This window comes from Streptomyces tamarix, from assembly GCF_032423885.1.
Classification (GTDB): domain Bacteria; phylum Actinomycetota; class Actinomycetes; order Streptomycetales; family Streptomycetaceae; genus Streptomyces; species Streptomyces tamarix.
This window is the reverse complement of sequence record NZ_JAWCTQ010000045.1, coordinates 29,186-42,016: the sequence shown is the minus strand read 5'-3', so window position 1 is coordinate 42,016 and position 12,831 is coordinate 29,186. Positions and strand designations below refer to the sequence as shown.

Sequence of the window (12,831 nt, the reverse complement as noted above, 5' to 3'; positions counted from 1 at the left end):
GTGGCGCGTCCGCCCGGCGGGCGTACTGAGGAAAACGAGACGCCGCACCCACGATCCGAGAGAAGCGCCAGCCACCCATGCCCACGCGCCACGACATCCGTAACGTAGCCATCGTCGCCCACGTCGACCACGGCAAGACGACCATCGTCGACGCCATGCTGAAGCAGGCGGGCGCCTTCGCCGCCCACCAGCTCGACTCCGTCGACGACCGCATGATGGACTCGAACGACCTGGAGCGTGAGAAGGGCATCACGATCCTCGCCAAGAACACGGCGGTGAAGTATCACCCCAAGGACGGCGGGGCCCCGATCACCATCAACATCATCGACACCCCCGGCCACGCCGACTTCGGCGGCGAGGTCGAGCGCGGCCTGTCGATGGTCGACGGCGTCGTGCTCCTCGTGGACGCGTCCGAGGGTCCGCTCCCGCAGACCCGCTTCGTGCTCCGCAAGGCCCTGCAGCGCCGCATGCCGGTGATCCTCTGCATCAACAAGACGGACCGCCCGGACTCCCGGATCGACGAGGTCGTCAACGAGACCTACGACCTCTTCCTCGACCTGGACGCGGACGAGGAGCAGATCGAGTTCCCGATCGTCTATGCCTGCGGCCGCGACGGCATCGCGTCGCTGACCAAGCCGGAGGACGGCACGGTCCCGGCGGACTCCACCAACCTGGAGCCGTTCTTCTCCACGATCCTGGAGCACATCCCGGCCCCGGTGTACGACGAGGAGGCCCCGCTCCAGGCCCACGTCACCAACCTGGACGCCGACAACTTCCTCGGCCGCATCGCGCTGCTGCGCGTCGAGCAGGGCGAGCTGCGCAAGGGCCAGACGGTCGCGTGGATCAAGCGCGACGGCACCGTCTCCAACGTCCGCATCAGCGAGCTGATGATGACCGAGGCGCTGACCCGCAAGCCGGCCGAGAAGGCGGGCCCGGGCGACATCTGCGCCGTCGCCGGCATCCCCGACATCATGATCGGCGAGACGCTGGCCGACCCGGAGAACCCGATCGCGCTGCCGCTGATCACGGTCGACGAGCCGGCGATCTCGATGGTCATCGGTACGAACACCTCGCCGCTGGTCGGCCGTGGCGCCACCGGCAAGGGCGCGGACAACAAGGCGGCCGTGAAGGACCGGAAGGTCACCGCCCGCCAGGTGAAGGACCGCCTGGACCGCGAGCTGGTCGGCAACGTCTCGCTGCGCGTCCTGGACACCGAGCGCCCCGACGCCTGGGAGGTGCAGGGCCGCGGCGAGCTGGCGCTGGCCATCCTGGTCGAGCAGATGCGCCGCGAGGGCTTCGAACTGACCATCGGCAAGCCGCAGGTGGTCACCAAGGAGATCGACGGCAAGATCCACGAGCCGGTCGAGCGCATGACCATCGACGTGCCCGAGGAGCACATGGGCGCCGTCACGCAGCTCATGGGCGTCCGCAAGGGCCGCATGGACAACATGTCCAACCACGGCTCCGGCTGGGTGCGCATGGAGTTCGTCGTCCCGTCCCGCGGCCTGATCGGCTTCCGTACCGAGTTCCTGACGCAGACGCGCGGCACGGGCATCGCCCACTCCATCCACGAGGGCCACGAGCCGTGGTTCGGCACGCTGACGACCCGCAACAACGGTTCGCTCGTCGCCGACCGCTCCGGCGCGGTCACCGCCTTCGCGATGACCAACCTCCAGGAGCGCGGCGTCCTCTTCGTGGAGCCCGGCACCGAGGTGTACGAGGGCATGATCGTCGGTGAGAACTCGCGCTCCGACGACATGGACGTCAACATCACCAAGGAGAAGAAGCTCACGAACATGCGGTCGTCCTCGGCCGACTCGTTCGAGGCGATCGTCCCGCCGCGCAAGCTCTCCCTGGAGCAGTCCCTGGAGTTCTGCCGCGACGACGAGTGCGTCGAGGTGACCCCGGAGGCGGTCCGCATCCGGAAGGTCAACCTGGACGCGCGCGAGCGCGCCCGCACGGCCTCCCGCGCCAAGCACGGCTGACGCGCACGCGGGCGGACGTCCACGCGGACCGGACGCGGGCGGGAACTCCTCGGAGTTCCCGCCCGCGCGGCGTTTCCGGCCTCCTCCCGACCCCGGGCCGCGGGAGCGGGCACACGCGTCCGCGCGGCCGGTGGAGGAGCCGAGCGGACGGCCGACGGAGGAGCCGAGCGGGCGGCGACCGCTGCCGAGGCGCGGACCGGCGGGCATCCCGCGCCGAGCGGGAAGGCCGCCGGGGCACGGACCATGGCGGGGCTCGGTGGCGGGCACCATAGCCGTTCAGACGGGGGTGGCAACCGATTTACTCACCGCTCCCGTCCGGTTTCCGGATGTCTACGACCGATACATAGGTAACGAGTCCGTTTCGCGGCCATCTATATCGGATCACTTTGTCCAGATTTCGAATGCTGTGGCGGCTAGGTGTGACCGAACCGAGACCAAAACCTTGTGGTCCGCCTGTTGGGGGATGGCTGATAGTTAAGCGCGTAGAGCTCGGGTCAATGGGTCACGCGCTGTGGGGAGCGCGCCGACTCTCGGGCACTTGGGGGTACTTTCAGAACGCGCCGTCAGGGGTGTCGGCGTGCTTCGTTGTACCCGTCTCGTAGTGACAAGTGAACTCTTGAGGAGGACCCCATGCGTGGTGCCATAAGCACCAAATGGGTCGTGTGCGCGGTAGTGATCCCCACGGGGGCGAGCCGGCCGTGACGAGCCCAGCGCAGACAGAGGTCGCCGAGGCAGCCGTGGTCCTGGAAGCGGAGTCCGCGCCGGCCGGCGCGACCGCACCGGCCAAGGATCCTGCGGGGCTGTCGCCCGGGCAGTTGATGTGGCGACGATTCAAGCGCGACAAGACCGGAGTCGTCTCCGCGTTCGTGGTCGTCTTCTTCTTCGTCATCGCACTGCTCGCTCCGGTGATCTCCAAGCTGTACGGGAAGGATCCGTACACCCTCTACGGGCAGGAAACCGTCGGGCTCCTCGACGAGTTCAGCATCCCGACCGGTGTCTTCGGAGGCGTCTCCGGGGAGCATTGGTTCGGCATCGAGCCGATCCTGGGCCGGGACGTGTTCATGCAGTTGCTCTACGGCATGCGCACGTCCATCTACACGGCCCTGGCCGCGACGCTCATCATGGTCGTCGTCGGCGTGGTGATCGGCATGGTGGGCGGCTACTACGGGGGGAAGGTCGACTACGCCCTCGGACGTTTCACGGACTTCCTCCTGGGCTTCCCGAGCCAGCTGTTCTTCATCGCCTCGATGCCGGTCGTCACGGCGGCGTTCGTCCGCCCCGACGAGGAGACGCCGACGGCGCTGCGGGCCACCGCGATCGTCGTGGTGCTCTCGTTCCTGGGGTGGATGGGGCTGTCCCGCCTGATCCGCGCGGCGACGCTCTCCCTGCGTGAGCGCGAGTTCGTCGAAGCCGCGAAGATCGCGGGTGCCTCTCCCTGGCGGATCATCCGCAAGGAACTGCTGCCCAACCTGGTCACACCGATCCTCGTGCAGGCCACGCTGATGCTGCCTGCCACGATCCTGTCGGTCGCCTTCCTGTCCTACGTGGGTGTCGGCTACGTCGAGCCCACTCCGGACTGGGGCCGGATGTTCGCCATCGGCGGCTCCATCTACGAGCAGGACCCGGCGTACATGTTCTTCCCGGGTATCGCGATGGTCGTCTTCGTCGTCGCGTTCAACCTGCTCGGTGACTCGGTACGGGACGCCTTCGACCCGAAGTCCGGACGCTGACGCCTCGTCCCCTGCCGGGCTGCTGCCACCCATAAGGGCATCGCCCTGACCGTGCGTCAGGCAGCACAGTTGGATCACTACTGACAGATAGGCACTCATCACCATGAGCATCTTTGGCACGCGAACGGCGCGCGCTGCCGTTGTCGCCCTGGCTGCCGGCTCGCTGGCGCTCACGGGCTGCAGCGGCAACAGCAAGGACAAGAGCGGCACGACGGGCGGAGTCAACCAGGACGAGGCGGCCAAGCAGGGGGCGGCCGTCTCCTTCGGCGACGCCAAGGTGTCCACCGGCCCGGCCGCCGAGGTCCCGGGCGCCAAGCCCGGCGGCACCATCGCCATCTACCAGACGGACGACTTCTCCCACCTGGACCCGGCGCAGAGCTACGTCAGCGACGCCCGCCTGCTCGGCCGCCTGATCCACCGCGGCCTGACGCAGTACCAGGAGGGCGAGGGCGGCAAGCTCACCGTCGTCGGGGACATCGCCACGGACTCCGGCACCACCACCGACGGCGGCAAGACCTGGAAGTACACGCTGAAGGACGGCGTGAAGGACGCGAACGGCAACGTGATCACGTCCGCCGACGTCCGTCACACGGTCGAGCGCCTGTACGCGCCGTTCGTCACCGACGGCCCGGTGTACCTGCAGAACTGGCTCTCCGGTGAGGGCACCACCTACCGCAAGGCCCTGCCCGACGGCCCGTACAAGGGCAAGCACCTGCCGGACACCGTCCTGGAGACCCCGGACGCGAAGACCGTCATCTTCAAGTTCAAGGAGCCCCAGGCGGACCTGCCGCAGGCCCTCGCCATGACCGGCTACTCCATCGTCCCCGCCAAGGGCGACACGAAGGAGAAGTACGACACGGCCCCGGTCGCGCTCGGCCCCTACAAGATCGCCGAGTTCAAGCCCGGCAAGTCCATGAAGCTGGTCAAGAACACGAACTGGGACCCGAAGACCGACTCGGTCCGCCACCAGTACGTGGACGGCTTCAACATCACCTTCAACCAGGACGACGAGGCGCAGACCAAGACGATCCTCGCCGACCGCGGTGAAGGCAAGAACATGATCCAGCTGACGGGCACCGTCGCCACCACCCAGGTGCGCAACGTCCTGTCGGACCCCGCCGCCAAGAAGCGCACGATCCAGGGCTACCAGCCGTACGTCTGGCAGCTGAACTTCAACCTGGACCGCATGAAGGACAAGAAGGTCCGCGACGCCATCGCCATCGCGATGCCGAGCGCGAACATCTACCAGCCCGACGGCGGCGCCTACGGCGGCGAGATCGCGACCGGCCTGATAGCCCCGACCCTTCCGGGCTTCGAGAAGAACTACGACCCGTTCGAGAAGAAGAAGTACCCGAACGGGAACATCGAGAAGGCCAAGAAGATGATCGAGGAGGCGGGCGCCAAGGGCAAGAAGGTCGTCTACGCCTACGCGAACACCCCGAAGCGCCAGCAGCAGGCCGTCGTCATCGCCAACGCCCTGACCAAGATCGGTCTGGACGTCCAGAAGAAGGAGATCGACGGCGCGACCTGGTACGAGCAGGTCGGCAAGGTCAACAACGGCCTGGACCTGTACATGACGGGTTGGGGCCAGGACTGGGCCTCCGCCTCCACCGTGATCCCGCCGCTGTACGACGGCAACCAGCTGCAGGACGGTTCTTCGGTCTACTCGCACATCAACGACCCGAAGGTCAACGCTGACATCGCCAAGGCCAAGAAGATCACGGACCCGGCCGAAGCGCAGAAGGCGTGGACCGCGCTGCACCACGACATCGTGGAGCGGATCAACCCGGCGGCGCCGCTGTACTTCACCAAGTCGCTGCAGATCCAGGGCTCGAACGTCGGCGGTGCGCGCTACTCCACCGACCTGAGCGCCATCGACGTCACGCGCGTCTTCCTCAAGAGCTGACACTGGCTCAGGCCGGCTCCGGGGGTGTGCACACGGCGGATCGCACACCCCCGGATCGCCGGCCCTCTCTCCGTTCGAACCCCTCCTTGCCGCCGTCCTGAGAGCAGCGACCAGTCATGCTTCAATTCCTCCTTCGCCGGACGTTCGGCGCTGTGGTGATCCTCTTCTTGATCAGCGCCAGCACGTTCTTCATGTTCTTCGCCATCCCGCAGGACCCCGCCCTGCTCGCGTGCGGCAAGAACTGCACCCCCGACGCCCTGGAAGTCATCCACAAGAACCTCGGGCTCGACCAGCCCGTCCCCGTGCAGTTCTGGGACTACATGGTCGGCATCTTCGCCGGGCGCGACTTCTCCGTGGGCCACTGCTCGGCTCCCTGCTTCGGTGTCTCCTTCGACAACCAGCAGATGGTCTGGGACACGATCATCGACCGGCTCCCGCTCACCCTCTCGCTCTCGATCGGCGGCATCCTGGTCTTCCTCACCGTCGGCCTCGGCGCCGGCATGCTCGCCGCCTGGAAGAAGGGCACCGCGGTCGACAAGGTCTTCAGCGGGGGTTCGCTCGTCCTGTCGTCCCTGCAGATCTACTTCCTCGGCCCGGTCGTCCTGGGCATCTTCGTCTACTCGACCGGCTGGCTGGACAAGCCCGAGTACGTACCGTTCAGCGAGAGCCCGACCGGCTGGTTCATGGGCCTGCTCATCCCGTGGTGCGTGATGTCCGTGATCTTCACGGCCAACTACACCCGCATGTCCCGCTCGACGATGATCGAGCAGCTCCAGGAGGAGCACGTCCGCGCCGCCCGCGCCAAGGGCATGAGCGGCAGGTTCGTCTTCTTCCGCTACGCCTGGCGCGGATCGCTCATCCCGATCGTCACCATCCTCGGCATGGACCTCGGCTCCCTGTTCGGCGGGGCCATGGTGACGGAGCTGACCTTCGGCCTCGCGGGCATCGGCCGCCTCGCCCGCGACTCGGTGATCGACAAGGACCTGCCGCTCACCATGGGCGTGATGGTCTTCAGCGCCGCCCTCATCCTGCTCTTCAACATCATCGTGGACGCGATGTACGCGATCATCGATCCGCGCGTGCGCCTGTCCTAGGAGAACGACCGTGACCACACTGACCAAGACCGAGGACGCAACGGCTCCGACCGGGTCGGAAGCGTTCCTGTCGGTACGCGACCTGCGTGTCCGGTTCTCCACCGAGGACGGCATCGTCAAGGCGGTGGACGGCCTCTCGTTCGACCTGGAGCGCGGCAAGACGCTCGGCATCGTGGGCGAGTCGGGCTCCGGCAAGTCGGTCACCAACCTGACGATCCTGGGCCTGCACAACGCGAAGACCACCGAGATCACCGGCTCGATCAAGCTGGACGGCCAGGAGCTCACGGACGCTTCGCAGAAGCAGCTCGAGAGGCTGCGCGGCAACAAGATGGCCATGATCTTCCAGGACGCGCTCACGGCCCTGTCGCCGTACTACACGATCGGCCGACAGATCGCCGAGCCGTTCCGGAAGCACACGGGCGCCTCCAAGAAGGAGGCCCGCGACCGGGCCATCGAGATGCTGGGCAAGGTCGGGATCCCGGACCCCAAGGCCCGCGTGGACGACTACCCCCACCAGTTCTCCGGCGGCATGCGCCAGCGTGCGATGATCGCGATGTCGCTGGTCTGCAACCCCGAACTCCTCATCGCCGACGAGCCGACCACCGCGCTCGACGTGACGGTCCAGGCCCAGATCCTCGACCTCCTGAAGGACCTCCAGCAGGAGTTCGGCTCCGCGATCATCCTGATCACCCACGATCTCGGCGTGGTCGCCAACACGGCCGACGACCTGCTCGTGATGTACGCGGGCCGGGCCGTGGAGCGCGGGTCCGTGCGCGAGGTGCTGAAGGCGCCGGCGCACCCCTACACGTGGGGTCTGCTGGGCTCCATGCCGAGCCTGTCGTCGGACGTCGACGAGCCGCTGCGGCCGATCCCCGGTACGCCGCCGAGCCTGCTGAACCCGCCGATCGGCTGCCCGTTCCACCCCCGCTGCGAGTACACCGGCCTGGTCGGCGGGGACCGGTGCGCCAGTGAGCGCCCGCTGCTCGCCGAGGGAAGGGCGGCCGCGTGCCACCTGGCGGAGGAGCAGCGGCAGCAGGTTTTCATCGAGACGATTCAGCCCCGGCTGGGCTGAGCGACACCGGCAACTGGGGCTATGACCATGAGCGAGAACACCACCACCAACGCCGGTGACGCGGTCCCGGCGCAGCGGACCGCGTCCGAGCCGCTGATGCGCGTCGAGGGGCTGGCCAAGCACTTCCCCGTGAAGGCCGGCTTCCCGATCAAACGGACGGTCGGCGCGGTCAAGGCCGTCGACGGCCTCACCTTCGACGTGTTCCCGGGCGAGAGCCTGGGCCTGGTCGGCGAGTCCGGATGCGGCAAGTCGACCACCGGCCGGCTGATCACGCGCCTGATGGAGCCCACCGGCGGGAGGATCGACTACGCGGGCCGCGACATCACGCACGCCGGCCGCAAGGAGCTGGCGCCGATCCGGTCCGAGATCCAGATGATCTTCCAGGACCCGTACGCCTCCCTCAATCCGCGGCAGACGGTCGGCACGATCATCTCCAGCCCCATGGAGATCAACGGGATCAATCCGCCCGGGGGCCGGGAGAAGAAGGTCCGCGAGCTGCTGGAGACCGTCGGTCTCAACCCGGAGCACTACAACCGCTTCCCGCACGAGTTCTCCGGCGGTCAGCGCCAGCGCATCGGCGTCGCCCGCGCCCTCGCGCTGGAGCCGAAGCTGATCGTCGCGGACGAGCCGGTGTCGGCGCTGGACGTGTCGATCCAGGCGCAGGTCGTCAACCTCCTCCAGAACCTCCAACGGGACCTGGGCATCGCGTTCGTGTTCATCGCCCACGACCTCGCGGTGGTGCGGCACTTCTCCGAGCGCGTCGCGGTGATGTACCTCGGCAAGATCGTGGAGATCGCCGACCGGGACTCGCTGTACAACCGGCCGCGCCACCCGTACACGCACGCGCTGCTGTCGGCGGTGCCGGAGCCGGACCTCGACGCCGGCAGCCGCGAGCGCATCCGCCTCGCCGGCGACGTGCCCTCGCCGATCAACCCGCCCTCCGGCTGCCGGTTCCGCACGCGGTGCTGGAAGGCGCAGGAGAAGTGCGCGACGGAGGAGCCGCCGCTGGTGCAGCTCTCCGGCAACGCGGAAGGACACCTGACCGCCTGCCACTTCCCGGAGGAGCCCACCATCAAGGCCGACAAGGAAGTGATCCTGGACCCGGCCCTGGCGTCCCTGGAGTCCGACTCCGAGTGACCCGCGCTCCGAAGGCCCCCCGCCCCGGCGGGGGGCCTTCGCGTTTCCGGGACGGGCGCCGCCCCGCCGCGGGACCCGTCCCCCCTCGTGGGCGCCGTCCCCAGTGGATGCCGCCCCCCGTGGGCCCCGTCCTCCGCGGGCCCCGTCCCACCTCGTGGGTGCCGCTCCCGGGGCGCCGCCCCCCGTGGGTCCCCGTCCTCCGCGGCGGTGCCGGGGCGTACACCGTTGGGGGCGCGTGGGGTGCGGGGTGTGCCGTATGCGGTGATATTGGGGCCTGAGCCCTGTACACGGCCCCACAGGAGGCATCCCATGCGCGGAGCCAGCCGTCCCACCCGGTGGGCCGCCGTCGCCGTCGTCCTCGCCTCCGCCGCGGCCGCCTGCGGCGGGGGCGGCGGGAGCGGCGGCGACGGCGTCCTGAGCTCCTCCTGGGGCGACCCGCAGAACCCCCTGGAGCCCGCCAACACCAATGAGGTCCAGGGCGGCAAGGTCCTCGACATGGTCTTCCGCGGCCTCAAGCGGTACGACCCCGGGACCGGCGAGGCCCAGGACATGGTCGCCGAGCGGATCGAGACGGACGACTCGCAGAACTTCACCGTCACCCTCAAGGACGGCTGGACCTTCAGCAACGGCGAGAAGGTCACCGCCCGGTCCTTCGTCGACGCGTGGAACTACGCCGCCCACATCGACAACAAGCAGAACAACGCCCCCTTCTTCTCCGACATCGTCGGCTACGAGGACGTGCACCCCGAGTCCGGCAGGGCGAAGGCGAAGACCATGCGCGGACTCGTCGTCAAGGACGAGCGCACCTTCACCGTCGCCCTGAAGGACAAGTTCTCCACGTGGCCCGAGACCCTCGGCTACCAGGCGTTCATGCCCCTGCCCCGGGCGTTCTTCACCGACCACGCCGCCTGGCTGGACAAGCCCGTGGGCAACGGCCCGTACACCGTCGACTCGTACACCAGGGGCAGCGAGATGCGGCTGCGCCGCTGGGACGGCTACAAGGGCCCCGACAAGGCCAAGAACGCCGGGGTCGACCTGCGCGTCTACACCGACAACAACACGGCCTACCAGGACCTGATCTCCGGCAACCTCGACCTGGTCGACGACGTCCCCGCCCAGCAGCTCAAGAACGTCGGGAGCGACCTCGGCGACCGGTACATCAACCAGCCCGCCCTGATCATCCAGACCCTGGCCTTCCCCTTCTACCGGCCCGAGTGGTCCAAGCCCGGCATGGAGAAGGTCCGCGTCGGCATCTCCAAGGCGATCGACCGCGCGCAGATCACCCGGCAGATCTTCCAGAACACCCGCACCCCCGCCAAGGACTGGACCTCCCCGGCGCTCGGCCGGAAGGGCGGGTACGCCGACCTGTGCGGCGACGCCTGCGCCTTCGACCCGACCGAGGCCAAGCGGCTGATCACCGAGGGCGGCGGCCTCCCCGGCGGCAGGATCACCCTGACGTCGAACGTCGACACCGGTTCCCACCGCCAGTGGATGGACGCCGTCTGCAACAGCATCAACAACGTCCTCGGCCGCGGCCCCGTCTGCACCGTCAACCCCATCGGCACCTTCGCGGACTTCCGCAACCAGATCACGGGCGCCCGCATCACCGGCCCCTTCCGCTCCGGCTGGCAGGCCGACTACCCGCTCGTCCAGAACTTCCTGGAGCCCCTGTACTACACCGGCGCCTCCTCCAACTACGGCAAGTTCACCAACCGGCGCTTCGACGCCCTCGTCGACCGCGCCAACGCCGAGGCCGACGAGGCCGCCGCCGTCAAGCACTTCCAGGACGCCGAGCGCCTCCTCGCCGCCCAGATGCCCGCCATCCCGCTCTGGTACCAGAACGGCAGCGCCGGCTACTCCGAGCGGCTCTCCGGCGTGAAGCTCAACCAGTTCAGCGTCCCCGTGTACGACCAGATCGAGGTCGGCTGAGCCACCCGCACCCCGCACCCGGAGGAGGCCCCATGGGGCGTTACGTCATCCGGCGGCTGCTCCAGATGATCCCCGTGTTCATCGGGACCACCCTGCTGATCTTCCTCATGGTGTACGCGCTCGGCGACCCCGTGGCGGCGCTGTTCGGCGACAAGGCGCCCGACCCCGCCACCGTCGCCCGCATCCGGAAGGACCTCCACCTCGACGAGCCGCTGGGGAAGCAGTACCTGCTCTACATGGGGGCGATCTTCCGGGGCGACTTCGGCACCGCGTTCAACGGCCAGCGGGTCACCGAGCTGATGGCCACCGCCTTCCCGGTGACGCTGCGCCTCACCCTCGTCGCCGTCGCCATCGAGATCGTCGTCGGCATCGCCCTCGGCGTCGTCAGCGGCCTCAAGCGCGGACGCCCCCTCGACACCGGGCTGCTCGTCCTCACCCTCGTCGTCATCTCCGTCCCCACCTTCGTCTCCGGGTACCTCCTGCAGTTCCTCCTCGGCGTGAAGTGGGGGTGGGTCAGCCCGTCCGTCTCCTCCGACGCCCGCTTCGACGAACTGCTCCTCCCCGGCGTCGTCCTCGCCCTCGTCTCCCTCGCGTACGTCACCCGGCTCAGCCGCACCTCCATCGCCGAGAACGCCCGCGCCGACTACGTCCGCACCGCCGTCGCCAAGGGCCTGCCGCGCCACCGGGTCATCACCCGGCACCTGCTGCGCAACTCCCTCATCCCCGTCGTCACCTTCATCGGCGCCGACGTGGGCGCCCTGATGGGCGGCGCCATCGTCACCGAGCGGATCTTCAACATCCACGGCGTCGGATACCAGCTCTACCAGGGCATCCTCCGCAACAACTCGCCCACCGTCGTCGGCTTCGTGACGATCCTCGTCATCGTCTTCCTCGTGGCGAACCTGCTCGTCGACCTGCTCTACGCGGTCCTGGACCCGAGGATCCGCTATGCCTGACCCGTACGAGAGGGGCTCCCGCGAGGGGAACCCGTACGAGAACCCGCGCGAGGCGGTCGCCCCGACCGGCGCCGGCGGCGCCATGGACCTGGCCATGAGCGAAGCGGAGACGCTGGACAAGCGGGAGACCGAACCGACCGGCGAGGAGGGCGCCCCGCCCGGACCCGGCGGCAGGCCCCGCAGCCTGTGGAGCGACGCCTGGCACCAGCTGCGCCGCAACCCGGTCTTCGTCGTCTCCTCGCTGCTCATCGCCTTCCTGGTGCTCATCGCGATCTGGCCGCAGGTCCTCACCGACGCCGACCCCCTCCACTGCGACCTCGCCAAGTCGCAGGAGGGCTCGGAGCCGGGCCACCCCTTCGGGTACGACACCCAGGGCTGCGACGTGTACGCCCGCACCGTCCACGGGGCCCGCGCCTCCATCACCGTCGGGATCGCCGCCACCTTCGGCGCCGCCCTGCTCGGCAGCCTCCTCGGCGGGCTCGCCGGGTTCTTCGGCGGCTGGGGCGACGCCCTGCTGTCCCGTACCGCCGACGTCTTCTTCGGCATCCCCGTCGTCCTCGGCGGCCTGGTCTTCCTCTCCGTCGTCACCAGCACCACCGTGTGGCCCGTCGTCGGGTTCATCGTGCTGCTCGGCTGGCCGCAGATCGCCCGCATCGCCCGCGGCTCCGTCATCACCGCCAAGCAGCACGACTACGTCCAGGCCGCCCGCTCCCTCGGCGCCGGCAGCGGACGGATCCTGCTGCGGCACGTCGCGCCGAACGCCGTCGCCCCCGTGATCGTCGTCGCGACGATCGCGCTGGGCACGTACATCGCGCTGGAGGCGACGCTGTCGTTCCTCGGCGTCGGGCTGCGCCCGCCCACCGTCTCCTGGGGCATCGACATCTCCAACGCCGCCCCGCAGATCCGCAACGCCCCCCACATGCTGCTCTGGCCCGCGGGCGCGCTGAGCGTCACGGTCCTCGCGTTCATCATGCTCGGCGACGCCGTCCGCGACGCCCTCGATCCCAAGCTGCGCTGAGGAG

General features: G+C 68.8%; 9 protein-coding genes. All 9 read left to right on the top strand.

Annotated features, from left to right (window positions below):
- The first annotated feature begins 77 nt into the window (after window positions 1-77).
- Window positions 78-1,985 carry a translational GTPase TypA gene (gene typA, locus RND61_RS26950; RefSeq protein WP_315880715.1) on the top strand — a complete coding sequence of 636 codons (1,908 nt, stop codon included), beginning with the start codon at window positions 78-80 and terminating at the stop codon, window positions 1,983-1,985.
- A gap of 698 nt (window positions 1,986-2,683) precedes the next feature.
- The gene (locus RND61_RS26945) at window positions 2,684-3,715 is read left to right on the top strand and encodes an ABC transporter permease (RefSeq protein ID WP_315880714.1); all 1,032 of its coding nucleotides are present in this window, start codon (window positions 2,684-2,686) and stop codon (window positions 3,713-3,715) included.
- A 103-nt stretch (window positions 3,716-3,818) separates the two neighbouring features.
- Window positions 3,819-5,621 carry an ABC transporter substrate-binding protein gene (locus RND61_RS26940; protein WP_315880713.1) on the top strand — a complete coding sequence of 601 codons (1,803 nt, stop codon included), beginning with the start codon at window positions 3,819-3,821 and terminating at the stop codon, window positions 5,619-5,621.
- Window positions 5,622-5,737: 116 nt separating this feature from the next.
- The gene (locus RND61_RS26935) at window positions 5,738-6,715 is read left to right on the top strand and encodes an ABC transporter permease (protein WP_315880712.1); all 978 of its coding nucleotides are present in this window, start codon (window positions 5,738-5,740) and stop codon (window positions 6,713-6,715) included.
- Between the two features lie 10 nt (window positions 6,716-6,725).
- Complete coding sequence (locus tag RND61_RS26930) at window positions 6,726-7,787, top strand: ABC transporter ATP-binding protein (protein WP_315880711.1); 1,062 nt, start codon at window positions 6,726-6,728, stop codon at window positions 7,785-7,787.
- 27 nt (window positions 7,788-7,814) lie between these two features.
- Window positions 7,815-8,924, top strand: coding sequence for an ABC transporter ATP-binding protein (locus RND61_RS26925; protein ID WP_315880734.1), 1,110 nt, complete (start codon window positions 7,815-7,817; stop codon window positions 8,922-8,924).
- 309 nt (window positions 8,925-9,233) lie between these two features.
- Window positions 9,234-10,853, top strand: coding sequence for a peptide ABC transporter substrate-binding protein (locus RND61_RS26920; RefSeq protein WP_315880710.1), 1,620 nt, complete (start codon window positions 9,234-9,236; stop codon window positions 10,851-10,853).
- 32 nt (window positions 10,854-10,885) lie between these two features.
- Entirely contained in the window at window positions 10,886-11,809 is a 924-nt protein-coding gene (locus RND61_RS26915) for an ABC transporter permease (protein ID WP_315880709.1), read from the top strand.
- On the top strand, window positions 11,802-12,827 hold the full coding sequence (locus RND61_RS26910) for an ABC transporter permease (RefSeq protein ID WP_315880708.1): 1,026 nt from the start codon (window positions 11,802-11,804) through the stop codon (window positions 12,825-12,827). Before RND61_RS26915 ends, RND61_RS26910 begins: the two co-directional genes overlap by 8 nt.
- Window positions 12,828-12,831: the final 4 nt, after the last annotated feature.

Bases quoted from the DNA above. Each gene is read 5' to 3' on its own strand.
- RND61_RS26925 (WP_315880734.1), top strand. From the start codon at position 7,815: ATGAGCGAGAACACCACCACCAACGCCGGTGACGCGGTCCCGGCGCAG.
- RND61_RS26910 (WP_315880708.1), top strand. From the start codon at position 11,802: ATGCCTGACCCGTACGAGAGGGGCTCCCGCGAGGGGAACCCGTACGAG.
- RND61_RS26935 (WP_315880712.1), top strand. From the start codon at position 5,738: ATGCTTCAATTCCTCCTTCGCCGGACGTTCGGCGCTGTGGTGATCCTC.
- RND61_RS26915 (WP_315880709.1), top strand. From the start codon at position 10,886: ATGGGGCGTTACGTCATCCGGCGGCTGCTCCAGATGATCCCCGTGTTC.
- RND61_RS26940 (WP_315880713.1), top strand. From the start codon at position 3,819: ATGAGCATCTTTGGCACGCGAACGGCGCGCGCTGCCGTTGTCGCCCTG.
- RND61_RS26920 (WP_315880710.1), top strand. From the start codon at position 9,234: ATGCGCGGAGCCAGCCGTCCCACCCGGTGGGCCGCCGTCGCCGTCGTC.
- typA (WP_315880715.1), top strand. From the start codon at position 78: ATGCCCACGCGCCACGACATCCGTAACGTAGCCATCGTCGCCCACGTC.